Annotated in this window: 20 protein-coding genes; 7 read left to right on the top strand and 13 right to left on the bottom strand. The window is 73.7% G+C overall.

The annotated features are described in order from the left end of the window. Positions 1–16 precede the first annotated feature (16 nt). Entirely contained in the window at positions 17–781 is a 765-nt protein-coding gene (locus IH54_RS0107550; protein WP_031514111.1) for a hypothetical protein, read from the bottom strand. 432 nt (positions 782–1,213) lie between these two features. On the opposite strand from IH54_RS0107550, the gene IH54_RS0107545 reads away from it, so the two are divergent. Continuing rightward, on the top strand, positions 1,214–5,710 hold the full coding sequence (locus tag IH54_RS0107545) for an FtsK/SpoIIIE domain-containing protein (protein WP_031514109.1): 4,497 nt from the start codon (positions 1,214–1,216) through the stop codon (positions 5,708–5,710). Between the two features lie 108 nt (positions 5,711–5,818). Here the strand turns inward: IH54_RS0107545 and IH54_RS0107540 are convergent, their stop codons facing one another. The 4 genes from IH54_RS0107540 to IH54_RS0107525 form a co-directional block, all read right to left on the bottom strand. After that, entirely contained in the window at positions 5,819–6,085 is a 267-nt protein-coding gene (locus tag IH54_RS0107540) for a WXG100 family type VII secretion target (protein ID WP_031514107.1), read from the bottom strand. A gap of 225 nt (positions 6,086–6,310) precedes the next feature. Beyond that, a complete protein-coding gene (locus IH54_RS41425) occupies positions 6,311–6,814 on the bottom strand; it encodes a hypothetical protein (protein WP_052397178.1) in 504 nt (167 codons plus the stop codon). A gap of 235 nt (positions 6,815–7,049) precedes the next feature. Further along, positions 7,050–8,114: an alpha/beta fold hydrolase gene (locus tag IH54_RS39450; RefSeq protein WP_063762243.1), complete on the bottom strand. Its 1,065-nt coding sequence runs from the start codon at positions 8,112–8,114 to the stop codon at positions 7,050–7,052. Positions 8,115–8,541: 427 nt separating this feature from the next. Further along, positions 8,542–9,234: a metal-dependent transcriptional regulator gene (locus tag IH54_RS0107525; RefSeq protein WP_031514101.1), complete on the bottom strand. Its 693-nt coding sequence runs from the start codon at positions 9,232–9,234 to the stop codon at positions 8,542–8,544. A 137-nt stretch (positions 9,235–9,371) separates the two neighbouring features. Between IH54_RS0107525 and IH54_RS0107520 the strand changes: the two genes are divergently transcribed. Then, a complete protein-coding gene (locus tag IH54_RS0107520; RefSeq protein WP_031514098.1) occupies positions 9,372–10,133 on the top strand; it encodes an SIS domain-containing protein in 762 nt (253 codons plus the stop codon). Positions 10,134–10,188: 55 nt separating this feature from the next. On the opposite strand, the gene IH54_RS0107515 is transcribed toward IH54_RS0107520, so the two are convergent. Further along, the gene (locus IH54_RS0107515) at positions 10,189–11,646 is read right to left on the bottom strand and encodes a PAS domain-containing protein (protein ID WP_420711720.1); all 1,458 of its coding nucleotides are present in this window, start codon (positions 11,644–11,646) and stop codon (positions 10,189–10,191) included. 399 nt (positions 11,647–12,045) lie between these two features. Beyond that, positions 12,046–12,684: a pyridoxamine 5'-phosphate oxidase gene (gene pdxH, locus IH54_RS0107510; RefSeq protein ID WP_234343413.1), complete on the bottom strand. Its 639-nt coding sequence runs from the start codon at positions 12,682–12,684 to the stop codon at positions 12,046–12,048. Positions 12,685–12,930: 246 nt separating this feature from the next. On the opposite strand from pdxH, the gene IH54_RS0107505 reads away from it, so the two are divergent. Then, positions 12,931–14,031: a citrate synthase 2 gene (locus IH54_RS0107505; RefSeq protein WP_031514091.1), complete on the top strand. Its 1,101-nt coding sequence runs from the start codon at positions 12,931–12,933 to the stop codon at positions 14,029–14,031. Between the two features lie 22 nt (positions 14,032–14,053). Here the strand turns inward: IH54_RS0107505 and IH54_RS0107500 are convergent, their stop codons facing one another. Beyond that, entirely contained in the window at positions 14,054–16,954 is a 2,901-nt protein-coding gene (locus IH54_RS0107500; protein WP_031514089.1) for an FAD-binding and (Fe-S)-binding domain-containing protein, read from the bottom strand. 143 nt (positions 16,955–17,097) lie between these two features. Between IH54_RS0107500 and serC the strand changes: the two genes are divergently transcribed. Next, complete coding sequence (serC, locus tag IH54_RS0107495; protein WP_031514087.1) at positions 17,098–18,216, top strand: phosphoserine transaminase; 1,119 nt, start codon at positions 17,098–17,100, stop codon at positions 18,214–18,216. Positions 18,217–18,249: 33 nt separating this feature from the next. On the opposite strand, the gene IH54_RS0107490 is transcribed toward serC, so the two are convergent. After that, the gene (locus IH54_RS0107490) at positions 18,250–19,305 is read right to left on the bottom strand and encodes a hypothetical protein (protein ID WP_031514085.1); all 1,056 of its coding nucleotides are present in this window, start codon (positions 19,303–19,305) and stop codon (positions 18,250–18,252) included. Positions 19,306–19,352: 47 nt separating this feature from the next. Between IH54_RS0107490 and IH54_RS0107485 the strand changes: the two genes are divergently transcribed. Both IH54_RS0107485 and IH54_RS0107480 read left to right on the top strand, forming a co-directional pair. After that, positions 19,353–20,033 carry a GDSL-type esterase/lipase family protein gene (locus IH54_RS0107485; protein WP_031514084.1) on the top strand — a complete coding sequence of 227 codons (681 nt, stop codon included), beginning with the start codon at positions 19,353–19,355 and terminating at the stop codon, positions 20,031–20,033. Positions 20,034–20,157: 124 nt separating this feature from the next. Then, on the top strand, positions 20,158–21,153 hold the full coding sequence (locus tag IH54_RS0107480; protein WP_031514081.1) for an aldo/keto reductase: 996 nt from the start codon (positions 20,158–20,160) through the stop codon (positions 21,151–21,153). 135 nt (positions 21,154–21,288) lie between these two features. On the opposite strand, the gene thpR is transcribed toward IH54_RS0107480, so the two are convergent. The 3 genes from thpR to IH54_RS0107460 all read right to left on the bottom strand — a co-directional run bounded on the left by thpR (position 21,289) and on the right by IH54_RS0107460 (position 23,855). Further along, positions 21,289–21,903 (bottom strand): RNA 2',3'-cyclic phosphodiesterase, encoded by a 615-nt coding sequence (gene thpR / locus IH54_RS0107470; protein ID WP_052397176.1) that lies wholly within the window; start codon positions 21,901–21,903, stop codon positions 21,289–21,291. After that, positions 21,900–23,387, bottom strand: a complete 1,488-nt coding sequence (locus tag IH54_RS0107465) for an MFS transporter (RefSeq protein WP_234343397.1) — start codon at positions 23,385–23,387, stop codon at positions 21,900–21,902. The genes thpR and IH54_RS0107465 overlap by 4 nt, the downstream gene beginning before the upstream one ends. Positions 23,388–23,477: 90 nt before the next feature. Next, positions 23,478–23,855 (bottom strand): MarR family transcriptional regulator, encoded by a 378-nt coding sequence (locus tag IH54_RS0107460; protein WP_078862029.1) that lies wholly within the window; start codon positions 23,853–23,855, stop codon positions 23,478–23,480. Positions 23,856–24,129: 274 nt separating this feature from the next. On the opposite strand from IH54_RS0107460, the gene IH54_RS39445 reads away from it, so the two are divergent. Further along, entirely contained in the window at positions 24,130–24,363 is a 234-nt protein-coding gene (locus IH54_RS39445) for a hypothetical protein (protein WP_107060126.1), read from the top strand. Here IH54_RS39445 and IH54_RS0107450 read toward each other — a convergent pair. After that, complete coding sequence (locus tag IH54_RS0107450; RefSeq protein ID WP_031514073.1) at positions 24,333–25,787, bottom strand: NCS2 family permease; 1,455 nt, start codon at positions 25,785–25,787, stop codon at positions 24,333–24,335. The two genes, IH54_RS39445 and IH54_RS0107450, sit on opposite strands and share 31 nt — an antisense overlap. Positions 25,788–25,895 lie beyond the last annotated feature (108 nt).

Raw genomic sequence — 25,895 nt, 5'->3', positions numbered from 1 at the left:
GAGTGCCGCCGCTCGCTCAGTTCCCGCCGGCGGCCGGGACGCGGACCAGGGAGACGTCGTTGGCCGAGGCCGCGATCGTCAGCGGGCCGGCGTCCGCGGTGTCGGCGAGGACGGTGACGTACGTATTGCCGCTGCCGGAGCCCGAGGTGTCCACGTCGATGGACTTCACGATCAGCTTGTTGCTGATCAGGGTGCTCTGCGGGCTGCTGCCGCTGCTGCTGCTGTCGGACGAGTCGCTGCTGTCGCTGTTCTTGCCGGCGTCGTTGCCGACGAAGTACGCGGCCACCGTGTCGCCGACGCTGAGCGAGTTCCGGGGGAACTGCCCGTCCTGGAGGGACAGCCCGACCAGGGACTTGCCCTGCGTCAGCACGTTGTCCTTCTTGGTGATCATCTTGTCGGACAGGATCGAGTCCGGCACGAGCGTGACGGCGGCCCGGAAGTTTTTCAGCAGGTCGTCGCGCTGCTCCCAGCGGATCAGGCCCAGCCCGGAGTCGTCGGACAGGTCGACCGAGCGGATCGCGGACTCGGGTATCGGGTCACCCGCCGCGACCGCCTGGGTGATCTCGACGTACGACTCCTTGTGGCCGGCCCGCACCACCGTCAGCACGGCGCCGAACGCGCCGAGCAGGATGAGCAGGACGGCGAGTGCGGCGAGCGCCGGTTTGCGCTCGCGCGGCGCCGTCGGCAGCCGCTCGCCGCCCGGCACACCCATCGCCGGTGCGGGCATGCCGGCCTGGCGGTGTCCGCCACCGCCGCCGCTGGAACGATCCCTGGTCCTCACGTGACTGCCCCCGTCGCTCATACGCGACTTACGGTCGTTCGCGGACGGGCCGGCACCGGAGTGCCTGGCTGCCGAACCGCTTTCCAATGTCAAGTCACCGGGACGCTACCAGCGCCCGTCAGAGCCCCTCAAGGACGTTGGGCGACAGACGGACCACAGGCGTGCAACAGTTCCGCACCGCGTCACCCCCGGTCGCGGCGTGTACGCCCTGACAACGCACCACCGTACGGGCACCGTTGGCCGCCGCGGACCGGGGCCCGTACCGGGGCGGGCGGCGGGATGTTCACGGTTTGCTCACAACCGGCCCGGCCGGGAGGGGGTTACGTGAGGTTTCCGGAGGCGGATAGCCTCCTGGGACAGGTACGTGCGCCCGGGCCGGGGCCGGAGCGTGAGGTTCGGGCCGGCCGGCCGCGGCGGGGGAGGGAACATCCCATGCGGGTGACCGTGACGGTCGTACAGCAAGGCGAGGAAGCGCGCGACGTCGTCGTCGCGGCGGACGACGGGGCCTCGGCCGGCGACGTGGCCGCGGCGCTGGCCCAGGTCGTGGCGGGCGGCGTCCCGCAGATGAACGCGGCGCCGGCCGGCGGCGGCACGGTGCTGGCCTTCCCCGGGACGCGCGCCGCGCCCCCCGGGGCGGCGCAGCTGTGGGCGGACGGCCTGCTGTGCGACCCGCAGGCGCCGGCGGGCGCGGTGCTGCGGGACGGCATGCGCGTCACCACCGACGACTCCATCGGCCCCTTCATGCGCACCGGCGAGCCCTCCGGCCGCGTCGAACTGCGGGTGTGCGGCGGCCCCGGCGCGGGCCGGGTCGCCCGGCTCGGCCTGGGCAAGGCCACCCTCGGCTCGGGGCAGCACTGCACGGTCTCGGTGCCGGACGCCCTGCTCCCGCAGCTCGCTGCCCGGGTGTCCGTCGCCGCGGACGGCACGGTCACGCTGGCCGTGGAGCCCGGCACGGAGCTGACCCTGGAGGGCGAGCCCGTCACCGGGGAGCGCGAATGGCCGCTGGGCGCGCAGATCCGCGCCGGTGACACCGTCGTCGTGCTGGACGTGCCGAGCGAGCCCGACGCGCACCTGTCGCCGATGGGCGAGGGCGGCCTGGCCTACAACCGCCCGCCGCGGCTGAAGTCGCTCCCGCCGCGCCCCCGGCTGTACGTGCCGCAGCCGCCGCAGAAGGGCGAGGGCGCCCGCTTCCAGATGATCGCGGCGCTGGTCCCGCTCGTCTTCGGCCTCGCGATGTTCTTCATGGTGCACCAGGTCTACATGCTGCTCTTCTGCCTGATGAGCCCCATGATGCTGGCCGGCCAGTGGCTCAGCGAGTCCCGCGAGGGCAAGCGCAAGGACCGCAACACCGCCAAGCAGTTCAAGGCCGAACTGGCCCAGCACGAGATGACCCTGGAGAGCGCCCGGCTCACCGACCGCGCCGAGCGGCGGGCGGCGTACCCGGACGCCGCGCAGATCCTGCTGTGGGCCACGGGCCCGCGGATGCGGCTGTGGGAGCGCCGCCTCACCGACCCCGACGTGCTGCGGCTGCGCATCGGCGTCGCCGACCTGCTCGCCGACATCGAACTGCTGCCCAAGGGCGGCCATCTGCCGGACGGTGCGCCGCAGCCGGTGCCGCCGAGGGTCAACGACGTGCCGGTGCCGCTGCCGCTGCCCGAACTGGGCGTCGTCGGCGTCGCCGGGCTGCGGCAGCGGACGCTGGCCACCGCACGCTGGCTCGTGGCGCAGGCGGCCGTGCTGCACAGCCCGCGCGACCTGTCGATGGTGCTGCTGTCGTCCGAGCCCGACGCCGGGCAGGCGTGGGGCTGGGCGCACTGGCTGCCGCACCTGGCGCCGCAGCAGGGCCAGGACTGCGTGTCGCTCATCGGCACCGACGGCGAGACGACCGGCCGCCGGATCAACGAGCTGCTCCAGGAGCTGGAGCGCCGCAAGGCGGAAGCGCTCTCCTCCGGCGGTGGCGGCGGCCTGCGGCCCGACCCGTTCGTGCTGGTCGTCCTCGACGGCGCCCGGCTGCTGCGGCGCACCCCGGGCGTGCCGCAACTGCTCCAGGAAGGCCCGCGGTTCGGCATCCTCGCGCTGTGCCTGGACGCCGACGAGCGGCTGCTGCCCGAGGAGGTGCGGGCGGCGGTGTGCTGGTCGCCGCAGGACGACGCCCGCGTCCACCTGCGCGGCGCCGGCCTGGAGGCGCTCGGCGACGTGCTGGCCGACCAGGTCGGCGGCGACTGGTGCCAACTGGTCGCCCGCTCGCTCGCGCCCGTCCGGGACGTCAGCCGGGACGACGCCGACAGCGCACTGCCCACCTCGGCCCGGCTGCTGGACCTGCTGGGCATGCCCGACCCCTCGGGCAAGGACGTCGCCGGGATCTGGCAGCGCGGCGGCTCCAGCACCGCGGCGCCCATCGGCATCGGCGCGGACGGCACCTTCGTGCTCGACATCCGGCGCGACGGCCCGCACGCCCTGGTCGCCGGCACCACCGGCGCGGGCAAGTCGGAGCTGCTGCAGACGGTGATCACCTCGCTCGCCGTCGTCAACCGGCCCGACGCGCTCAACTTCGTGCTCATCGACTACAAGGGCGGCAGCGCCTTCCTGGACTGCTCCCGGCTGCCGCACACCGTCGGCATGGTCTCCGACCTCGACGCGCACCTCACCGAGCGGGCGCTGGCCTCGCTCGCCGCCGAGCTGCACCACCGCGAGACGATCCTCTTCAACGCCGCGACCAAGGACATCGAGGACTACGGCGACGCGCGGCGGCTGCGGCCCGAGCTGGAGCCGATGCCCCGGCTGGTGCTGATCATCGACGAGTTCGCGTCGCTGGTCGCCGAACTCCCGGACTTCGTCGCCGGCCTCGTCGACATCGCCCGCCGCGGCCGCTCCCTCGGCGTGCACCTGGTGCTCGCCACGCAGCGGCCCGCCGGTGTGGTCAGCGCCGACATCCGCGCCAACACCAACCTGCGCATCGCGCTGCGCGTCACCGACGCCGACGAGTCGCGGGACGTCATCGACGCCCCCGACGCGGGCGCGATCGCCAAGTCCACGCCGGGCCGCGCGTACGTGCGCTCCGGCGCCCAGTCGCTGGTCGGCGTGCAGTCCGCGCGTATCGGCGGCCGCCGCCCGGCGGTCGGCGGGACGCGCGCCAAAGCGGGCGTCCAGCCGCTGGGCTGGACGGCGCTCGGCCGGCCGCTGCCGCGCGGCGCGGGCGGCGACGAGGACGACGGCACCATGGTCACCGACCTCGCGGTGCTGGTCGACGCCATCGCCGCGGCGTCCGACCTGATGGGGCTGCCCGCCCCGCGCAAGCCCTGGCTGGACCCGCTGCCCGAGTCCGTGACGGTGGCGCAGCTGGCCGCCTCGGCGGTCGGCGGCGGGCACGGCGCCGGGCCCGCCGCGGCGGGCGGCTGGCAGGACGTGCCGCCGATCCCGTACGGCCTCACCGACCTGCCCGCGCAGCAGGCGCGGGCGCCGCTGGCCGTCGACATCGTGCACGGCGAGCACGTGCTCATCGTCGGCGGCCCGCGCTCCGGCCGCTCCACCGCGCTGCGCACCTTCGCAGGTTCGCTGGCGCAGACGGCCTCGCCGCAGGACGTGCACCTCTACGGCATCGACTGTGGCGCCAACGCGCTGCTGCCGCTCGTGGGCCTGCCGCACTGCGGCGCGATCGTCACCCGTGACCAGCCCGAACGCCTCCAGCGGCTGCTGGACCGGCTCGCCGCCGAGGTCTCCAGGCGGCAGCAGTTGCTCGCCCTGCGCGGCGCCTCCAGCGCCGCCGAGCAGCGCGCGATGGCCGCCACGCCCGAGGAGCGGCTGCCGTGGATGGTGCTGCTGCTGGACAGCTGGGAGGGCTACGTCTCGACGTTCGAGTCGTACAACTACGGCAAGCTCGTCGAGGCCGCCAACCGGCTCTTCCGCGAGGGCGCCGCGGCCGGCCTCAAGATCGTGATGACCTCCGACCGCAGCGGCTTCTCCGGGCAGATCTCGTCGGTCTTCGCCGACAAGCTGATCCTGCGGATGGCCGACCCCAACGACTACACCACCGGCGGGCTCGCGGTGCGCGAGGTCCCCAAGTCCATGCCGTCCGGCCGGGCCCTGCGGCCCACCGACCACGGCGTGCAGGAGAGCCAGGTCGCGCTGCTCGCCGAGGAGCCGTCGGGGCAGGCCCAGGTGGAGGCGCTGCAGCGGATCGGGCGGGAGGCCGCCGAACGCCACCGCGGGGCGCCGCGCTTCAACCGGCCCATGCGGGTGGACGCGCTGCCGCCGCGCATCACCGTCAGCGAGGCCCTGGCGCTGGACCCGGAGTTCGCGCCGCCGTCGCCGCTGTGGGCGCTGCTCGGCGTGGGCGGCGACGAGCTGCAGCCGGTGGGCATCGACCTGCGCGAGTCGGGGCCGGGCTTCGTCATCGCCGGGCCGCCGAAGTCGGGGCGCTCCACCGCGCTCATCGCCGCGGCCCGCTCGCTGACCGCGGCCGGGGTGCCGGTGGTCCTGGTGAGCCCGCGCCGCTCGCCCTTGCGCGAACTGGCCGGGGAGCCGGGGGTGCTGGGGCTGCTGACGGGCGAGGCGACGGGCGAGGACCTCAGGGAGCTGACGGATCTGGCGGGGGCCGGGGCGGCGTACGTCGTGGTCGTGGACGACGGCGAGCTGATCTACGACACGCCGCTGGACTCGGCGCTGGAGACGGTCGTCAAGTCAGGTCTCGACGGCGAGCACGGGCTGATCGCCGCCGGGTCGGCGGACCAGATGGGCTCGCAGTACCGCGGCTTCCTCGTCGAGGCGCGGCGCTCGCGCAGCGGGCTGCTGCTGTCGCCGCAGGGGGCGAGCGAGGGCGATCTGTTCAACGTGCGGCTGCCGCGGGACGTGGGCGGCGGGCCGGTCGGGCGCGGGCTGCTCATCAGGGGCGGCGAGATGGTGCAGGTCCAGGGGGTGGCCCTGGGGTAGCGGGCCGGACACGGCAGAGGGGCCGGTCCCGGGGTGTGACCCCGGTCCGGCCCCTCGCTGCGTCGCGCTCCCCCCCGGGGGTGGTCACGCGGTCAGGCGCTCGCGCACTCAGCGCGTCGCGGCCTCGATGTTGTCCGCGTTCGTGCTGGCCGACTTCTGGGCGTCGTGCAGCGTGGCGACGAACTTGTCGAAGGTGGGCTTGAGCTGCGCCCACTCGCTGCGGAAGCGCTCGGCCGCCGGGCCCTTCCAGTAGCTCTCGCTGCTGGAGGTGGCACTCTGCAGGTGACCGATCAGCGTGCCGAGGTTGCCCGCCTCGGTGCTGAACTTGCCGGACAGGTCGCGCAACTGCTGGATATCAGCACCATGGATGGACATATCTAGCCTCCCCGTTACCTCAAGGACGTTCACGGGCCCCTCGCCCGCCCTCGGGACGCTAGCGCACCAGCCACCCGATTGCAGTAGATCACCCCCATCCTCTGACACCAACTACACAGTTGTTGCGAAGGGAAGACACGATCGCGACCTGGGGACGGGAGCCGGAGCGGTCCTGAGGGGCCCCGTTCGCCCCGTTCGGGACCGGACAGGGCCTCTGACGTGCGGTCAGTCGCTGGGCAGACCCGTGCGGGCGAAGACGTCGGTGGGCCCGTTCGTCCATGTGACGGTGAGCGTCTTGCCGTCGGCCGCCAACTGCCCACGGCCCGTGGTGCGTTCGGTGTCGCCGTCCATGCACGTGAGCGTGAGGGCGATGGCCTCCTTGCCGGTGTAGCCGCCGCCGCAGAGGTGGGCGCTGGTCAGGCCCGCCTTGCCGGCGCCGAGGACGAGCTGGACCTTCGTCGCGCCCTCCGCCGCGAGCCATACGCCCTCGACGGTGTCCGTGGCGCCGCCGTCCGCACCGGCCGTCTGCGCGGAGTTCGTCGGGGAGGCGGTGGGCGCGGGCGCCGTCGAGGTGGCCGGCTGGACGGAGGCGCTCGCGGACGGGCTCGCCGAGGGCGAGTCCGGCTGCCCGGTGGCGGTGGCCGTCGCGTCGTCCTTGCCGCCGCCGCTGCCGCAGCCGCCCAGTGCCAGCGCGGCGGCGACCGCCGCCGCGGCGATTCCCGCTCTCATCACTCTATGACGCACTCTGCTCCCCCATGACGCGATACGAATCCGGCGACCGCAAGCTACCAGCAGGCGTTATGAGGATGTGTGCGCTCGCATCACGGCCCCCGCGACCCGCCCGCGCACCCACCGCCGAACCGCCCCGCAGCCCGCGGCCGCGCCGCCGGACCGCCCTGCCCCGCGGGGCCGCCCGCCACGGCCCCGGGCGACCCCGGCGGGCCCGCGGTTTATCACCGACCTCTCACACCACTCTCACCTCCGCGTTGCACGTCCCGCACCCGCGGCCGGTCACCGGACGCCGCGGCGCCACCTCGCGCAGGAATTCCTCGACCACGGCGCACCAGGCCTCGGGCTGGTCCCACGGCACCAGATGCCCGGCGTCCGGGACCTCGGCGTACCTGCCCTGCGGCAGCACCCGGACCATCTCGTGCGCCTCGGCCCGCCCGAGCTGCCCGTCGAGCCCGCGCACCACCAGGGCGGGGCAGCCCACGCCGGCCAGCTCGTCCCAGTGCGCGTCGCGTATCCACGGATGCCCCGGCCCCGGCAGTCGCGCGGCGAACCGCGGCCGCCAGCCGTCGTCCTCCTCCGCCATCACCTCGGCGAAGAACTCGCCGCGCGCCGGGCTCGGCACATCGGCGAACGGATCCTGCTCGGCGAACCAGCGGCGGGCGTCGGCGAGCGTCGCGAAGGGCACCGGCCACGACTGCGCCCACTCCTCCGCGACGCGCCGCAGCGCCTCCCCCGGCGCGGCCGCCCGCATCTCGCAGATGACGACGGCGGCGACCAGGTCCGGGCGGTGCGCCGCGAGCTGCCACGCCGTCAGCGCGCCGGTGCCGTGGCCGACGACGCTCACCGGCCCGAGGCCGAGCTGCTCGACGACCGCAGCGGCGTCCGCGGCGTAGGCCTCGGGCGCGGAGGGGTCCTGCGGGCGGCCGCTGTGGCCGTGGCCGCGCTGGTCGAGCGCGATGGTGCGGTAGCGCGGCGCGAGCCGGCGCGCGGTCTCCGCCCAGTGCGAGGCCCGGCCGAGCAGCCCGTGCAGCAGCAGGACCGCGGGCCGTGTGTCCCCGGGGTACGCGTCCCCTGGGACGGCCCCGGTTGCGGGGCCGGTTGCGGGGCCGGTTGCGGGGCCGGTTGCGGGGCCGGTTGCGGGGCCGGTTGCGGTCCCGGTTGCGGGGCCGGACTCCCGCGTCCGGCGCGGTGCCGCGATGGCGGCGGCCGCCGCGTAATCCCAGGCCATGAGGCGGACGCCGTCCGCTCCCGTGACCTCGTAGCGGCGCGGCCGGTACTGCTCCGTCTGCTGCTCCATGCGCCTCACCACCCTCCTCCCCGGTCGTCGTCCGTCCCGGCGCTGTCGCTGGATCCGTCTCCGGCCACGCTATCGAACTTTTATTCGAACACAGAGCGCGCGCACCCAACACCGCTCTTTCGAGTGACAACGCTCAAGGATTGGCCGCACGGGCCGAGGGGAGATCTCTGAGCGGGGCGCGGCGCGAAGGGGAAGCGGGTCGCGGGGAGGTACCGGGAAGCTCGGGGTCCCGGCGCCTCCGCGGGTCCCGCTCGATCCCGCGGGGAGGGTGCGGCGCGCAGCCGCGCGGGAAGCGGGAGCAGGAGGGGCGGGGGACGGGGAGGGCAGGGAGGGGCGCGGGTGGGGGCCGGGAGGGAAAAGGCCGCCCCGGCGTCGTCACGACGCCGGGGCGGCCCTGCGTTCTCGAGTGGCCTGCCTTTTCGCCCCGTCAGCTCTTGGCGACGAAGACGTGCGAGGCAACCTCCGCGTCCAGCTCCGCGGCCTCGCCGCCGCTGCCGACCATGACGCCCCCGGCGGAGCTGGTCACGCTGACCACGGCGCCGGGCTGGACGCCGGCCCGCCGCAGCGTGTGCATCACCTGGGAGTCGGTCTGGATCGGCTCGCCGATCCGCCGCACGACGACGCTGGCCGCGGAGTCGCCCGGCCGCAGGTCGTTCAGGCTGACCATGCCCTCCTCCAGGAAGGGGTCGGTCTCCCGCTCCTCGCCCAGCTCCTCCAGGCCCGGGATCGGGTTGCCGTACGGGGATTCGGTGGGATGCCGCAGCAGCTCCAGCACCCGCCGCTCCACCGCTTCGCTCATCACGTGCTCCCAGCGGCACGCCTCGGCGTGCACCTGCTCCCACTCCAGGCCGATCACGTCGACCAGCAGGCATTCGGCGATGCGGTGCTTGCGCATCACCCGGGTCGCGGTGCGGCGGCCCTCGGCGGTCAGCTCCAGATGGCGGTCGCCCGCGACATGCAGCAGGCCGTCCCGCTCCATGCGTGCGACCGTCTGGGAGACCGTCGGTCCGCTCTGGTCGAGGCGCTCGGCGATTCGGGCGCGCATCGGGACCACGCCCTCCTCCTCCAGCTCCAGGATGGTGCGGAGATACATCTCCGTCGTGTCGATGAGTCCGGACATGCGCGCCCCTCAGGTGAATCGTGCGTGGCCCTGGACCAATTCTGACGCATGCCGCCGACAACCGGCCCCCAAGTGGGAGTGCCGGCCCCGACCGGCTCTCCTTGACACCGGCGGCGCCGGGCAGCACGGTGATCCGCATGAGCGAGCCAGCCGAGGACCTGTCGGACCGGTATTTCGACGCCGCCATCGGCCTGCTGCGCCGGGCGCGCGACGAGGAGGGCCCGGCGATCAGGGCCGCGGCGGCCGCGGTCGCCGACGCCGTCGAGGCAGGCGGCCGGGTCTTCGTCTTCGGCGCCGGCCATTCCTCGCTGCCCGCTCAGGACGTCGTCTACCGCGCGGGCGGCCTCGCCCTGATCAACCTGCTGGTGGTGCCGGGCGTCGTGGGCGTGGACGTGCGGCCGGCGACGCTGGGCAGCGCGCTGGAGCAGGTCGACGGGCTCGCCGGGGTGGTCCTGGACACCAGCCCGGTCCGGCGCGGCGACGTCCTGTTCGTGATCTCGCTGTCCGGCCGCAACGCCCTGCCGGTGGAAATGGCCCGGAACGCCCGGGCGCTCGGCCTGACGGTGGTCGGCGTCACCTCGGTCGCCTACGCCGAGCAGACCGCGTCCCGGCACGTGTCCGGCACCTTCCTCCGGGACCACTGCGACATCGTCCTGGACTCCAAGATCGCGGTGGGCGACGCCGAGCTGTCCGACGACGCCATCCCCGCGCCGTTCGCCCCGGCCTCGACCGTCGTGACCAGTGCCCTGATGCAGGCCGTCGTCGCGACCGCGGCAACCGACCTGGCCGCGCGCGGCGTCGTCCCGCCGATGCTCCGCTCGGGCAACGTGGACGGCGGGCACGACTGGAACGCGCAGATCTTCGAGCAGTACCGGGACCGGATCTTCTTCCGGCACTGAGGCCCGGTTCCGGCACCGGCGCCCGACCTACCGCTTTCCTGCACCGGCGCCCGTCCTACCGCTCCCCGGCGAGCCCCGCCAGGTCCAGGGCCATGGCCACGCGCGCGGCCACGTCCTCGGCGTAGGCGGCGTCCGCGCGGTCGAAGAGGCGGCGCCCGGGCCCGCGCAGGAAGGTCAGTGCCCCGACCGTACGGCCCCGGCTGCGCAGGACGGTGACCAGCCCGTGCGCCGTCCCGGACGGCCAGCGCCGCGCCGCCGCCCACGCGTCCGGCCCGGCTCCGGCAGCCCGGTCCTCTGGGCCCTCCGGCCCGTAGCTGGTGCGTACGGTGCCGATCCGCTCCAGGGCCTGGAGGGCGGGGTGGGCGGCGGGGTAGCCGACGGGGATGCCGCTCTCGGCCGAGTCGGGCAGCAGCCGGCAGGGACCGGGCTCGCCCGCGGGCGTGGCGGCGATCCGTATCAGCCGCTCGGCGTCGTCGGCGAGGTCGAGCAGCGCGTGGTCGGCGAAACCGGCAAGGGCGAAGTCCAGGTGCAGCGCCGCGGCTTCCAGGGCGCCGCCGCACTCGGCCGCGGCCCGGTCGGCGCGGTGCAGTTGCTGGTAGCGGAAGCGGACCTGCGCGCCCTCGGTCTCCGCGGTCTTCTGCCGGGTGATGTCGATGAAGAGCCAGCCCACGCCCAGCGGCGCCGGCTCCTCGCCGAGCGGTGAGCCGAGCCGTACGAAGCCGCAGCGCCAGCAGCGCCGCCTGCCCTCGGGGTCGGCGCGCAGCGCCACCCACAGGTCGGTCGTGGCCGGCGGCGCCCCCTCGGCCAGGACGTGCTGGAGCGCGTTCTCCAGCTCTTCGACGCCCTGGGTGAGCAGATTCCCCAGCGGGCGCCCCAGCACCTCGTCACGGCCGGTCCTGAGCATGCGCGCGGCCGTCGGGTTGGCGACCGCGGGCCGCAGGTCGGCGTCGATCAGCACCACACCCCAGGACGCGCCCGCGAAGAGCGCCTCGCTGAGCGCGATGGAGCGCTCCAGCTCGATCTGCGCGTGCACCTCGGAGAAGGCGCAGTAGACGCCCGCGGGCCGCCCGTCCGGGCCGGGCACGGCCACGGACTGGGTGCGGACCAGCACCCGGTGGCCGTCCTTGGTCAGCAGCGCGAACTCGTGCACATGGCGGCCGGGCGAGCCCATCACCCGGCGCAGCCGCTCCTCGGTCTCCACGGCGTCGGCCGCGCGCGCCGCCCATCCGGAGAAGCCGTGGCGCCCGATCGCGTCGTCGGCCGTCCAGCCGAGGATCCGGGTCGCCTCGGCGTTCCAGTGGGTGACCACGCCCTCGTCGTCGAAGGCGGCGAAACCCGCCTCCATGCCGTCGAGCAGCGCGGCCAGCAGCCGCTCGCCGCCACCGTGCGCCTCGCCGCCGGCCGTGGCGTCCGCTCCGCCCCCGCCCGGATCCGCCGTCCCCGCGGGACCGCCGGTGTCGTCATCGCCGCTGCCGTTGCCCAGCGGTTTCGGTTGCGCGTCGAAAGGCTGCACGTCACCACATTCAACCCTCGTGTGGGGCGGGTCACACGCACTTTCCATAAATCAGTTGTGCGGTCGCCGGGCGGTTTCCTAATGTGGCGGCACACACGAAGGGAGGTGGTCTGAAGCATGGTTTGCAGTCGGACACGTGAGGTGGCTGCGGGCTAGCTCCGCGCACTGGGCGTGCGCGTTGCGCGCCAATCCCACGCAGTCACCCGACCCGCGGGCTCGCCGGACTTGTCCGGCCGGTGTCCGGAGCCGCCAGGCTCCGGAGGGCAGCCCGCGGGTCGTTCCTTTTCCCCGCCGCATATTGCCGCGCTTCTGCGCGCATATTGTCGGTCGGTTTTCGGCCACGCCGGGCGCTTCCCGGCTTCCGGCCCTTCCGCTGCTTCCCGGGGGCCCGGCGGGGCGTCAGGGCGCCAGCCGCTCCACCGACCAGCCGCCGGCCTCGTCCCGGACGTACCGCAGCCGGTCGTGCAGCCGGTCCTCGCGGCCCTGCCAGAATTCGACGCTCACCGGCTCGACGCGGAATCCGCCCCAGAAGGACGGCACGGGCACCTCGGTGCCCTCCGGCCAGCGCGCGGCCAGCTCGGCGTAGCGCTTCTCCAGCACCTCCCGCGAGGCGACGACGCTGGACTGCTCGCTCGCCCACGCGCCGACCTGCGAGCCGTGCGGGCGGCTGTGGAAGTAGGCGGCGGTCTCCTCCGGCGCCACCCGCGCGACCGCGCCGGAGACGATGACCTGGCGGGTGATCGGATGCCACGGGAAGAGCAGCGACGCGCGCGGGTTGGCGGCGAGCGCCCGCGCCTTGCGCGACCGGTAGTTGCTGTAGAAGACGAAGCCGCCCAGGTCGTAGCCCTTGAGCAGGACCGTGCGGGAGGTGGGCAGGCCTTCGGCGTCCGCGGTGGACAGCACCATGGCGTTGGGTTCGACGATCAGGCCGTCCTCGGCCGCGGCCACGGCGTCGGTGAACCAGCGGGCGAACTGCGTGTACGGCTCGGGCGCCAGCTCGTCCTCGGTGAGGCCGACGGAGCGGTAGCGCTTGCGCATTGCGGCGGGGTCGGGCCCGTCCCGCAGGAGGTCGTGGGGTTCTCGCACCCGCACATCCTCCCAGGGGCCGGCGCCCGCGCGCCGCGGCCGGTATCGGACGGTGTGCGGCATCTCACGGGCTCTGACATGTCCACATGCCGGAAGAATGGCTGGTCCGAATGGAGCAGGATGGGCTCCCCCATGACGGGGCATGACCGGAGAGCCGTACCGCCGCCCGACCGCCGACAGCATCGAAGGAGTCGCCGCATGTCCGACTTCGTACCCGGACTCGAAGGAGTCGTCGCGTTCGAGACGGAGATCGCCGAGCCCGACCGGGAGGGCGGGTCGCTGCGCTACCGCGGGGTCGACATCGAGGAGCTGGTCGGGCACGTGGGCTTCGGCAACGTGTGGGGCCTGCTGGTCGACGGGCGGTTCGACCCCGGGCTGCCGCCGGCCGAGCCCTTCCCGATCCCGGTGCACTCCGGTGACGTACGGGTCGACGTCCAGTCCGCGCTGGCCATGCTCGCGCCCGTGTGGGGGCTGCGCCCGCTGCTGGACATCGACGCCGGCCAGGCCCGCGACGACCTGGCCCGCGCCGCGGTGATGGCGCTGTCGTACGTCGCCCAGTCCGCGCGCGGCCGGCACCAGCCGATGGTGCCGCAGCATGAGATCGACAAGGCGCGGTCCATCACCGAGCGGTTCATGATCCGCTGGCGCGGCGAGCCGGACCCGCGGCATGTCGCGGCGGTGGACGCGTACTGGACGTCGGCGGCCGAGCACGGCATGAACGCCTCCACCTTCACCGCCCGCGTCATCGCCTCGACCGGCGCCGACGTGGCCGCCGCGCTGTCCGGTGCGGTCGGCGCCATGTCCGGGCCGCTGCACGGCGGCGCCCCGTCCCGCGTCCTCGGCATGATCGAGGAGATCGAGCGCACGGGCGACGCGACGGGTTTCGTGAGGGGCGCGCTCGACAGGGGCGAGCGGCTCATGGGCTTCGGGCACCGCGTCTACCGCGCCGAGGACCCGCGGGCCCGCGTCCTGCGGCGCACCGCCCGCGAGCTGGGCGCACCGCGCTACGAGGTGGCCGAGGCGCTGGAGAAGGCGGCGCTCGCCGAGCTGCAGGAGCGGCGCCCGGACCGCGTCCTGGCCACCAACGTGGAGTTCTGGGCCGCGATCGTGCTGGACTTTGCGGAGGTCCCGGCGCACATGTTCACGTCGATGTTCACGTGCGCGCGCACCGCCGGGTGGTCGGCGCACATCCTGGAGCAGAAGCGCACCGGTCGGCTGGTCCGCCCCTCCGCGCGCTACACCGGTCCGGGCGCCCGCAGCCTGCACACCATCGAGGGCGACCCGACGACGACGTCCTGAGCCGCGGCCCGCTCCCGCCCGGTCAGCCGGGGCCGGCGCCGCCCGGCTCCAGCGCCTCGGCCAGGACCTCGGCGAGGTGGCGGGCGGTGGTGCCGGGCGCGAGCTGGGCGATCTGGGTACGGCAGGAGAAGCCGTCGGCCAGCACGACCGCGTCGCCGTCCGCCGCCCGCAGCGCGGGCAGCAGCGCCTCCTCGGCGCAGGCGGCGGACACCTCGTAGTGGCCGTCCTCGAAGCCGAAGTTGCCGGCCAGGCCGCAGCAGCCGCCGGTCAGTTCGCCGGCCAGTCCCGCGCGGGCGCGCAGCCGACGGTCGGCGGCGTCGCCGAGCACGGCGTGCTGGTGGCAGTGCGTCTGGCCGACGGCCGTACGGTCCAGGCGCGGCGGCTGCCAGCCGGGCGCGAAGTCCTCCAGCGCCTCGGCGAAGGTCCGTACGGCTGCGGCCAGCCGGGCGGCCCGCGGTTCGCCGGGGCCGACCAGCTCCGGCAGGTCGGCGCGCAGCGCGGCGGCGCAGCTCGGTTCGAGCACGACCAGCGGCAGCCCGGCGTCGAGGACGGGCTCCAGCCGGTCGAGGGTGCGCCGCATCACGGCCCGGGCCCGGTCGAGCTGCCCGATGGACACCCAGGTCAGCCCGCAGCAGACGGCCGCCGGCGGCAGGACGACGCGCAGTCCCGCAGCCCGCAGCACCCGCACGGCGGCGCGGCCGGCCGCGGGCGCGAGGTGGTCGGTGAAGGTGTCGGGCCACAGCACGACCGTGCGCGGCCTGGGGGAAGACCACTCGGACGGCTCAGTCGGAGCTACGCCGTCCGGGGTGTCGCGCTGCGCCCAACGGGTGAATGTCTCGGTCGCCAGTTCGGGCAGTTCGCGTTCTCTTGCGATCCCGGCGAATCGTTTGGCCAGCCATGCGGTTGACCGCGTCCTGCCGAGGAAATTGAGCAGCCGGGCGAACCTGCGAGCGATTTTCAGCCACAGCGGAAGCCAGCCCATCGCGTAGTGGGCGCGCGGCCGCAGCCGCCCGCGGTAGTGCTGGTGCAGGAATTCCGCCTTGTAGGTCGCCATGTCCACCTCGACCGGGCAGTCCGACCGGCAGCCCTTGCAGGAAAGGCACAGATCCAGCGCCTCCTTGACTTCCGCGGACCTCCAGCCGTCGGTGACGACCTCGCCCGCGAGCATCTCGTGCAGCAGCCGCGCCCGGCCGCGGGTGGAATGCCGCTCCTCGCCGGTGACCCGGAAGGACGGGCACATGACATCGGAACCGCCACCGGAAACAGCGGCCGAGGAGCGACATTTGGCCACTCCGACGCAGCGCCGGACGGCGGCAACGAAATCACCGCCGTCACCCGGATAGGTGAAGGCCACCGGGAGCAAACCTGCATTTCCGGAAGGCAGCGCGGCGAAGCGAAGGTTGCTATCAATGGGGTCGGGTCGCACAAGCGTTCCCGGGCCCAACCCGCCGTCGGGGTCCCAGAGATCCTTGAAATCTGAAAAGAGTGCCATCATTTCCGGGCCGTACATCTTCGGCAGCAGCTCGGCGCGCGCCTGCCCGTCGCCGTGCTCGCCGGACAGCGAGCCGCCGTGCGCCACCACCAGGTCGGCGGCGTCCTCGGAGAAGCGGCGGAAGCGCGCGACGCCGGCCGGGTCGACGAGGTCGAAGTCGATCCGGACGTGCACGCATCCGTCGCCGAAGTGGCCGTAGGGCGCACCGCGCAGCCCGTGAGCGGCCAGCAGGGCCCGGAATTCCCGCAGATAGCCGCCCAGCCCGGCGGGAGGCACCGCGCAGTCCTCCCAGCCCGGCCACGCCTCGGTGCCGTCGGGCATGCGGGTGGCGGTTCCGGCCGCGTCCTCCCGGATCCGCCACAGGGCGCGCTGCCCGGCGGGATCGGCGACGACGGCGTGTCCGGTCGCGCCGCCGGCCGCCCGGCAGATCTCCCGCGCGCGTGCCTCTGCCTCGTCGGGGCCGTCGCCACCGGTCTCGACGAAGAGCCAGGCACCGCCACGCGGAAGATCCGCCGCCGCGGCCTCCCCCACCAGGTCGGCCGCCATCCCCTCCACCGTCAGCGGCCGCAGCGGCAGCAGCAGGTGCGCGGCCTGCGCCGCCGCGCTCTCGTCCACGTAGCCGAGCACCGCGAGCGCCCGCGCGGCCGGCGCGGGCACCAGGGCCACGGTCGCCTCCGTCAGCACCGCGAGCGTCCCCTCACTGCCGGTGACGGCCCGTGCCGCGTCCCTGCCGTGCTCGGGCAGCAGCCGGTCGAGGGCGTATCCGGAGATACGGCGCGGCAGTTGCGGGAAGCCGGTGCGCAGCAGCGCCAGGTTGCCGTCGGCGAGCGCGGTCATGCCGTCGCGCAGCCGGGCGGGAAGGCCCGCCAGTCCGTCGGCGCCGAGCCGGACCGCCTCGCCGCGGTAGGTGACGGCGTCCAGTCCCCGGACGTTGTCGGCGGTAGTGCCCCAGGCCACCGAGTGCGAGCCGCACGCGTTGTTGCCGATCATGCCGCCGAGGGTGCAGCGGCTGTGCGTGGAGGGATCGGGGCCGAAGGTCAGGCCGTGCCGGGCAGCGGCCCGCCGCAGGTCGTCCAGGACGAGGCCGGGCTGTACGCGCGCGGTCCGCGTCCCGGGGTCGATCTCCAGCAGCCGGTTCATGTGCCGGGTGAAGTCCAGGACGACGCCGGTGCCGGTGGCCTGGCCGGCGATCGAGGTGCCGCCGCCGCGCGCGGTCACCGGCACTCCGTGCTCCCGGCACACCGCGAGCGCCGCCGTCACGTCCGCCGCGTCCGCAGGGGCCACCACCCCCAGCGGCACCCGCCGGTAGTTGGACGCGTCCATCGTCACGAGCGCCCGCGCACCGGCGTCCCAGGCCACGTCCCCGCGCACCGCCGCGCGCAGTGCCCGCTCCAGCCCGCCGGTCCCACCCGCCCCGTCACCACCCGTCATGGCCACCACCTTGCCCGACTCCCCGCGGCCCGGCGCATCCAAGGGGCGCGCGGAGGCGCACGCGTCGCGGGGATGCGCCACAAGGCCGTCTCACCCGATGGGACACCCGCTGAAACGGACCCACGACGGGCTACCCTGCGTCCGTGGCCGATATCGAGATTCCCGCTGACATCAAGCCCGCCGACGGTCGATTCGGGTCGGGCCCCTCCAAGGTGCGCACCCAGGCGCTCGACGCCCTGGCCGCCACCGGGACGTCCCTGCTCGGCACCTCTCACCGGCAGGCTCCGGTGAAGAACCTGGTGGGCCAGGTGCGCGACGGCGTCAAGCAGCTCTTCTCCCTGCCGGACGGCTACGAGGTCATCCTCGGCAACGGCGGGTCCACCGCGTTCTGGGACATCGCCACGCACGGCCTGATCACGGCCAAGTCCCAGCACCTGTCCTTCGGCGAGTTCTCGTCGAAGTTCGCCAAGGCGGCGCAGCTGGCGCCGTGGCTGGACGAGCCGACGATCGTCAAGTCCGAGCCCGGCACCCACCCCGAGCCGGTCGCCGAGTCCGGTGTGGACGTCTACGCGTTCACCCACAACGAGACCTCGACGGGCGTCGCGGCCCCGATCCGCCGCGTCGCGGGTGCGGACGAGGGCGCGCTGGTCCTGGTGGACGCCACCTCCGGCGCCGGCGGCCTGCCGGTCGACATCACCGAGACGGACGTCTACTACTTCGCGCCGCAGAAGTCCTTCGCCGCCGACGGCGGCCTATGGATCGCGGCGTTCTCGCCGGCCGCGCTGGAGCGCGCCGCCGCGATCGCCGCGGGCGACCGGCACATCCCGGCGTTCTTCGACCTGCCGACGGCCATCGACAACTCGGTGAAGAACCAGACGTACAACACCCCCGCGGTCGGCACGCTCTTCCTGCTCAAGGAGCAGCTGGAGTGGATCAACGGGCAGGGCGGCCTGAAGTGGGCCACCGAGCGCACCGCCGACTCCTCGTCGCGGCTGTACGGATGGGCCGAGAAGTCCTCCTACGCCACGCCGTTCGTCACGGACCCGGCGAAGCGCTCGCAGGTCGTCGGCACCATCGACTTCGCCGACGGCGTGGACGCGGCGGCCGTGGCCAAGGTGCTCCGGGCCAACGGCATCGTCGACACCGAGCCCTACCGCAAGCTGGGCCGCAACCAGCTGCGCGTCGCGATGTTCCCGGCCGTCGAGCCCTCCGACGTCGAGGCGCTCACCGCCTGCATCGACTACGTCATCGGCAAGCTCTGACCGGCTGACCTCACGGCATCCCGCCGCCGGGGCTCAGCCCCGGCGGCGGCGCAGTACCCGGCGCAGGCCCAGGCCCAGCGCGACCACCGCGGCCAGCGCCCCGAGACCCACCGCCTTGCCGCCCGCACTGCCGGACCCCTGCCCGGCCGCGCCCGTTCCGGCGCTGCCCGCGCCCGCCCCGGGGGTCGCGGTCACGCCCCTGCCCGCCGTCCCGCTTCCGGGCGTCGCCCTCGGGGGCAGCGGGGGCACGCTGTCGGGCAGCTCGGAATCCGCCAGCGGCGCCCGCCACACCTGGCTGCCGCGCCCCTCGCTGCCGTACATCAGCGCCCGGCCGTCGGCGCTGAAGGTGACCCCCTCGCCCTGCGGCTGCATGGGGACGTCGAGGTCGGCGAGCCTGCTCGGGGCGCCGCCCGTCCAGCGGTACTCCGTTGCCGAGAAGTAGCCGCGCAGCACCAGTCGGCTGCCGTCGGGCGAGAAGGCCCCGTCTGTCACCCACGGCACGCCGGCGATGCGCCGGAAGGTGTTCACACCATGGGCGGTGAGGTGGGCGGGGCCCTGGTAGAGGCTGCCGCCGGACTGCTTCTTGCTGGCGATGTACACCCGGCCGGTCCTCGGCTGCACCATCATGGCCTCGGCGTTGCGCGGGCCCTGGTCGTAGCGGACGGTGTAGCGGGTGACGCCCACGGTCTGGTCGTGCAGCTTCTCCGGCTCGGGGAAGCGGTAGATCCACACCTCCTTCCAGGCGCCGTCGAGGTTGTCGCCGATGTCGCCGACGTAGACGTCGCCGTCCGGGCCGATCGATATCGCCTCGACGTCGCGGGGGTGGATCCCGCGCATCGCCACACGCGCCACGGTCCTGCCGGTGGCGGAGTCGACCGCGTAGACGTACGGGCCGTCGCCGCTGTCGTTGTGCGTCCAGTAGATCCCCGGGTGCAGACGGCTGGCCGCCAGGCCGCTGGCCTCCGCGATCCGCGGGTCGGAGATCGTGAAGGCCACGGTGGGGGCGGTGCCGAGGGCCGCGGCGGGCGTGACCGCCCACCCCAGGGCGAGGGCGGCGCCGGCGGCGGCCGTCGGGATGTACGCGCGCATGCACCCCAGTGTCCCCGGTCGCGGAGAGGTCGGGGATGATGCCCGGCATGCGTTACCTCTTCGTCGGCGACTCCATGACCATCGGCGCCTCCGGCGACTACACGTGGCGCTACCGCATGTGGCGCCATCTGGTCGCGCAGGGCGAGCCCTTCGCCGTGGTCGGGCCGCGCGACGGGCTGTACGACCGGGCGGCGGACGCCGCGGTCTCGGCCGACTACGCCGACCCGGCCTTCCCGCCGCACGCCCGGCGGCACCTGGCGGGCTGGGGCGAGGGCTGGCTGCACCTGGCGCCGCTGATAGGGGACGTCGTCCGCGAGCACCGGCCGGACGTCCTGCTGGTCTCCCTCGGCCTGATCGACCTCGGCTTCTACACCGACGCCGGGCAGACCCTCGCCAACGTCGAGCGCTTCATCGCCGAGGCGCGGGCCTCAGCCCCCGGGATCCGCATGGTGCTGCTGCCGGTGATACCCAACACCCGCGCAGACCTCGACCCGGGCTTCGCCGGGCAGTGCACGGAGCTCAACACCCTGCTGGCCAAGGCCGTCGCCGAGCACGACTCGCCCGCATCGCCGCTGCTGCTGGCCTCCCGCCCGGACGGCTACGACATACTGCTCGACACCTACGACGGCACCCACCCCAACGCGGCCGGCGAGCACAAGCTGGCGGCCGCCTTCGCCGACGCCATGCACCAGGCGTGGGGCCTCGGAGCGCCCTACGCCGAGGGCTGAACCCACCTCGGGCAGGCTGCCGGGCCGCCTGCCCGGCAGTGCCCTCACCTGGCCCTACGCCGTCCGGTCCAGCTCCCGGACGGCCCCTTGATTCGAGCGCACTCCAACGGCTTGGCTGGAGGCCATGGAGTACACACAGCTCGGACGCACCGGTCTCAAGGTCAGCCGCCTGGTTCTCGGCACCATGAACTTCGGTCCGCAGACCACCGAGGCGGACAGCCACACGATCATGGACGCGGCCCTCGACGCCGGGGTCAACTTCTTCGACACCGCCAACGTCTACGGCTGGGGTGAGAACAAGGGCAGGACCGAGGAGATCGTCGGCTCCTGGTTCGCCAAGGGCGGCAGCCGCCGGGACAAGACGGTGCTGGCCACGAAGGTCTACGGCAACATGGGCGCGGACGGCGAGGCCTGGCCCAACCACGACAAGCTGTCGGCGCTGAACATCCGCCGTGCGGTGGACGCCAGCCTCAAGCGGCTGGGCACGGACCACATCGACATCTACCAGTTCCACCACGTCGACCGGGCCACGCCCTGGGACGAGATCTGGCAGGCCGTCGACGTCCTGGTGACCCAGGGCAAGATCCTCTACGCCGGGTCGAGCAACTTCGCCGGCTGGCACATCGCGCAGGCCAACGAGGCGGCCCGGCGGCGCGGCTCGCTCGGCCTGACCTCCGAGCAGTGCCTGTACAACCTGATGGAGCGGCGCGCGGAGATGGAGGTAATCCCGGCGGCCCAGGGCTACGGCCTCGGCGTGATCCCGTGGTCGCCGCTGCACGGCGGGCTGCTCGGCGGGGTGCTCCGCAAGCAGGCCGAGGGCGGCGCGTCCCGCTCGACCGGCGGGCGGGCGGCGGACTCGCTGGCCGACCCGGCGCAGCGCGCGCAGATCCAGGCCTACGAGGACCTGTGCGGCAAGCACGGCCTGAATCCGGGCGACGTGGGCCTGGCCTGGCTGCTGACGCGCCCCGGCGTCACCGGGCCGATCGTCGGCCCGCGCACTGCGGAGCAGCTGGAGTCGGCACTGCGGGCGGTGGACCTGGAGCTGTCCGCGGAGTTCCTCGCGGCGCTGGACGAGGTCTTCCCCGGCCCGGGCCCCTCCCCGGAGGCCTTCGCCTGGTAGCGGGCGGCGCCGCCGGCCGTACGCCGGTCGCCGCCGCGGTCAGCGCACCGCGGCGGCGACCGCGACCACCACGAGCATCAGGAAGAGGGCGGCGGTCATCACGCGGGTACGGGTCTTGGGGTCCACCCTTCGAGGTTAACCGGCCCCGCCGGCCGCCCCGCGCCCGGGCGCCGCGTCGGCCGGCCCGCCGAGCGGCCAGGAGCCGACGACGGTGTAGTGCGAGCGCTCGCCGGGGATGCCGGAGCGCGGCAGCAGGCTGGCGACGAGGCTGAGGTCGGTCGCCGTCCACCGGGCGCCGCGGAAGCCGCCGAGCGCGGCGGCGAAGGGGCGGAGGTCGACGGGGGCGCCCCGGGAGGTGCGGGCGAGCGTGAGGTGGGCGCGGAAGCCGTGCTCCTCGTCGACCGGGGCACCGGCCCTGCGCGCCGCGGCCCGTACGGTGGCCGCGAGCGCGCCCGCGGCCCGCACATCCCCCTCGGCCCCGGCCCACAGCGCCCGGTCGCCGAAACGCCCGCCGCCCGAGATGCGCAGGGCGCAGGGCTCGTGGCGGCGGGCGGCGCGGGCGAGGCGCTCGTCGAGGTCCGGGCGCAGTGTGTCGGGCACCTCGCCGAGGAAGGCCAGGGTGTAGTGCCAGCCCTCCGGCGCCGTCCAGCGCAGGTCGCGGGCGCCCGGCAGCCGGTACAGCGGGCCGAGGCCCGCGGTCAGCTCGGCCATGGCCGCGGGCGGCGGCAGCAGCGCCGCGAAGAGCCTCACAGCGCCGGGCTCGGCGCGTTGCCGGTCCGCCGCCCGGGCCCGTCCGCACCCGCGGGCGCGGACGCGTCGTCGCAGGCGGCGGGCGCGGCGTGGGCGACCGGCGCAGCGGGCATCGCGGCGGACGGGCCAGGCACGGCAGGCACGGGCTGTGCGGCCTTCGCCGACGGAACGGCGGGGGCGACCGGACCGGCCGGCGCGGGCGGCACAGCGGCCGGGTTGCGGGGCACGAAGGCCACCAGCGGGCGGCCGCTGCCGCGCCGCAGGTCGATCTGGGGGCGCAGGCCCGCCGCGCGCGCGAGAGCAAGGCCCACACCGCCGGCGGCGAGCGCGGAGATCAGGCCGCCGCTCAGGAAGCCGACGCGGGCGCCGTAGGTGTCGGTGACCCAGCCCATGACCGGGCCGCCGATGGGGGTGCCGCCGACGAAGACCATCATGTACAGGCTCATCACACGGCCGCGCATGACGGGGTCGGTGGCGAGCTGGACGCTGGCGTTGGCGGTGGTGTTGAACGTGAGCCCGAAGGCGCCGATCGGCACGAGCAGCACCGCGAAGACCCAGAAGGTCGGGGACAGCGAGGCCGCGGCCTCCAGCACGCCGAAGACCGCGGCGGCGGCCGCCAGCATCCGCAGCCGGGTGCCGGTGCGGCGGGCGGCGAGCAGTGCGCCGATGAGGGAGCCGCCGGCCATCAGCGAGTTGAGGATGCCGTAGGTGCCGGCGCCGCTGTCGAAGACCTTGTTGGCGAAGGCCGACAGCCAGATCGGGAAGTTGAAGCCGAAGGTGCCGATGAAGCCGACCAGCACGATCGGCCAGATCAGCTCGGGCCGCCCGGCGACGTAGCTCAGCCCCTCGCGCAGCTGCCCCTTGCGGCCGCGCGGCGCCTTCTCGATCTTGTGCAGCTCGGAGGTGCGCATCAGCAGCAGACCGGTGAGCGGGGCGAGGAAGGACAGGCCGTTGATCAGGAAGGCCCAGCCGCTGCCGACCGCGGTGATCAGCACACCGGCGACGGCCGGGCCGACGAGTCGGGCGGCCTGGAAGTTGGCGGCGTTCAGCGAGACGGCGTTGCGGACCACGTCGGGGCCGACCATCTCGACGACGAAGGTCTGCCGGGTGGGGTTGTCGACGACGGTCACCATGCCCAGCAGGAAGGCGATGGTGTAGACGTGCCAGACCTGGACCACACCGCCCAGCGTGAGTCCGGCGAGCAGCAGGCCCAGGATGCCGAGCGCGGCCTGGGTGCACAGCAGGATCTTCCGCTTGGGGTAGCGGTCGGCGATCACGCCGCCGTACAGGCCGAAGAGCAGCATCGGCAGGAACTGCATCGCGGTGGTGATGCCGACGGCGAAGGAGGAGCCGGTGATGCTGAGCACCAGCCAGTCCTGGGCGATCCGCGACATCCAGGTGCCGGTGTTGGACACCACGGCGCCGGTCGCGAAAAGCCGGTAGTTGCGGATCCTGAGCGAGCTGAAGGTGCCCGTCTTCCTCACCGCGGGACGGTCAGGTTCGGTTGCGGTGTGTGGTCCGGCTGCCGAACTCAATCGGTACTCGCCTCCCCCTCTTCGGGTCTTCCGGTTCGGTCACAGGTGAGCGAGCTTCTCCAGGACGGGCGCGGCCTGGCGCATGATCGCCAGCTCCTCCTCGGTCAGCCGCTCGGCGAGAGAGGCCAGCCACGCGTTGCGCTTGCTGCGGCTCTCGGTCAGCATCGAGTCGGCCTGCTCGGTGCGGCTGACCACGACCTGGCGGCGGTCGTCGGGGTGCGGCTCCCTGCGCACCAGCCCCTTGGCCTCCAGCATCGCCACGATGCGGGTCATCGACGGCGGCTGGACGTGCTCCTTGCGGGCCAGCTCGCCGGGTGTGGCGGAGCCGCAGCGGGCGAGGGTGCCCAGCACCGACATCTCGGTAGGGCTCAGCGTCTCGTCGACGCGCTGGTTGCGCAGCCGGCGGGACAGCCGCATCACGGCGCCGCGCAGTTCGTTGACAGCAGCGCGGTCGTCCTCGGACAGTTCGGTCACGTTGTTTAGGTTAGCTCATTAGTTAACCTAAGTACAATCTGCACGCACATGGACCACGCGAACGGGCGAGCCCGTGCCGCACCCGCCGGAGGACCCGGCACGCACGACCGGACCCGCCCGGTTCGTTTGAGCACCACTCGCCCACATCTCACCCGAACGGATGAGGTCGCGGGCGAAAGCGGCCACGGCGGCCGCCCCCGCCCGCGACCGTGGGCGTATGGCATCGAGAGTGTTCAGCCTGCGCATCGACGCGCAGTTGTGGGACCGCATCCGCGATCATGCCGCCCGACGCGGGATGACCGCACAGGACTACGTCGTCGCGACCCTCGTCCGCGAGGACTTCGACGAGCGCTTCAAGGCCGCGGTCGAGGAAACCGACCGCTTCTACGGCGGCCGGGAGGACCCGCCGCAGCCACCGCCCTACAGCAGTCCCAGCGCCGGCATCAGGTAGTAGAAGGCGAAGACGGCCGAGACCGCGTAGAGGGCGATCGGGACCTCCTTGCCGCGCCCGGCGACGACCCGCAGCACGCAGAAGGTCAGGAAGCCGATCCCGATGCCGTTGGTGATCGAGTACGTGAACGGCATCAGCACCATCGTCAGGAAGGCCGGGATGGCGATGGTGAAGTCGCTCCAGTCGATCTCCCGGATCGACCCGGCCAGGATCAGGAAGCCCACCGCGATCAGGGCGGGCGTGGCCGCCTGCGCCGGCACCATGGTGGCCAGCGGCGTGAGGAACAGCGCGAGCACGAACATCAGGCCGGTGACGACGCTGGCGAGGCCGGTCCGCGCGCCCTCGCCGACACCGGCGGTGGACTCGACGAAGCAGGTGTTCGCCGAGGACGAGGTGGCGCCGCCGACCGCGGTGGCGACACCGTCGATCATCAGGACCTTGTTGATGCCCGGCAGGTCGCCCTTCTTGTCCAGGAGCCCGGCCTCGTCGCTCACGCCCAGGATCGTGCCCATCGCGTCGAAGAAGCACGACAGCAGCACGGTGAAGACGAACAGCACGCCGGTGAGGATGCCGACCTCGTGGAAGCCGCCGAAGAGGCTGACCTTGCCGACCAGGCCGAAGTCCGGAGTGGCGACCGGGTTGCCGGGCCACTTGGGAACGGTCAGGCCCCACTTCGCCGCCGGGACGTCGGCGACGGCGTCGATGATCACCGCGAGGACCGTCATGGTGACGATGGAGATCAGGATGGCGCCCCCGACCTTGCGGATGATCAGCCCGAGCGTGAGCAGCGTACCCAGGATGAAGATCAGCACGGGCCAGCCGGTGAGGTGGCCGTCAGCGCCGAGCTGCAGCGGGACGGTGGTGTGCGCGGCGTCCGGGATGCGGCTCACGAAGCCGGAGTCGACCAGGCCGATCAGCAGGATGAACAGGCCGATGCCGATCGCGATGCCCTTGCGCAGGCCCAGCGGCACGGCCGTCATGACGCGCTCGCGCAGGCCGGTGGCGACCATGAGCATGATCGCGATACCGGCGAGCACCACCATGCCCATCGCGTCCGGCCAGCTCATCTTCGGCGCGAGCTGCAGGGCGACGACGGTGTTGACGCCGAGGCCGGCGGCGAGCGCGATCGGCACGTTGCCGATGACCCCCATCAGCAGCGTGGTGAAGGCCGCCGTGATCACGGTCGCGGTGACGAGCTGGCCACCGTTGAGGTGATGGCCGAACTTGTCCACTGCCGAGCCGAGGATGATCGGGTTCAGCACGATGATGTAGGCCATCGCGAAGAAGGTCGCGAGACCGCCGCGGATCTCCCGCGGAATCGTGGAACCGCGCTCTGAGATGCGGAAATAGCGGTCCAGCGGATTGCTGGACGGGTGACCGGGCGACCGGCCCATGTCGACCGGAGCGGGGGCCGAGGCGGGCATGTGAAACCTCATGGGGGGCGGGGGCTCGCCCTCATATGGGCGATCATACGAATGATTTCAGTCAACACTGACTTGTTTCAGTATGAATACACAACCACCCAAAAAGCC

It is taken from the genome of Streptomyces sp. NRRL F-5123 (assembly GCF_000721495.1).
In the GTDB taxonomy this organism is placed as follows: Bacteria; Actinomycetota; Actinomycetes; order Streptomycetales; family Streptomycetaceae; genus Actinacidiphila.
Note: the sequence above shows the minus strand (reverse complement) of the source record. Positions and strands in the feature narration are given on the sequence as shown.

Coding starts and splice junctions, on each gene's coding strand:
- pdxH (WP_234343413.1), bottom strand. CDS start 12,684: ATGCGCAAGCGCTACCGCTCCGTCGGCCTCACCGAGGACGAGCTGGCG.
- IH54_RS39450 (WP_063762243.1), bottom strand. CDS start 8,114: ATGGAGCAGCAGACGGAGCAGTACCGGCCGCGCCGCTACGAGGTCACG.
- IH54_RS0107500 (WP_031514089.1), bottom strand. CDS start 16,954: ATGACGGGTGGTGACGGGGCGGGTGGGACCGGCGGGCTGGAGCGGGCA.
- IH54_RS0107490 (WP_031514085.1), bottom strand. CDS start 19,305: ATGCGCGCGTACATCCCGACGGCCGCCGCCGGCGCCGCCCTCGCCCTG.
- IH54_RS41425 (WP_052397178.1), bottom strand. CDS start 6,814: ATGAGAGCGGGAATCGCCGCGGCGGCGGTCGCCGCCGCGCTGGCACTG.
- IH54_RS0107480 (WP_031514081.1), top strand. CDS start 20,158: ATGGAGTACACACAGCTCGGACGCACCGGTCTCAAGGTCAGCCGCCTG.
- IH54_RS0107450 (WP_031514073.1), bottom strand. CDS start 25,787: ATGCCCGCCTCGGCCCCCGCTCCGGTCGACATGGGCCGGTCGCCCGGT.
- IH54_RS0107520 (WP_031514098.1), top strand. CDS start 9,372: ATGAGCGAGCCAGCCGAGGACCTGTCGGACCGGTATTTCGACGCCGCC.
- IH54_RS0107545 (WP_031514109.1), top strand. CDS start 1,214: ATGCGGGTGACCGTGACGGTCGTACAGCAAGGCGAGGAAGCGCGCGAC.
- IH54_RS0107460 (WP_078862029.1), bottom strand. CDS start 23,855: ATGCGGCTGTCCCGCCGGCTGCGCAACCAGCGCGTCGACGAGACGCTG.
- IH54_RS0107485 (WP_031514084.1), top strand. CDS start 19,353: ATGCGTTACCTCTTCGTCGGCGACTCCATGACCATCGGCGCCTCCGGC.
- IH54_RS0107505 (WP_031514091.1), top strand. CDS start 12,931: ATGTCCGACTTCGTACCCGGACTCGAAGGAGTCGTCGCGTTCGAGACG.
- IH54_RS0107540 (WP_031514107.1), bottom strand. CDS start 6,085: ATGTCCATCCATGGTGCTGATATCCAGCAGTTGCGCGACCTGTCCGGC.
- IH54_RS39445 (WP_107060126.1), top strand. CDS start 24,130: ATGGCATCGAGAGTGTTCAGCCTGCGCATCGACGCGCAGTTGTGGGAC.
- IH54_RS0107525 (WP_031514101.1), bottom strand. CDS start 9,234: ATGTCCGGACTCATCGACACGACGGAGATGTATCTCCGCACCATCCTG.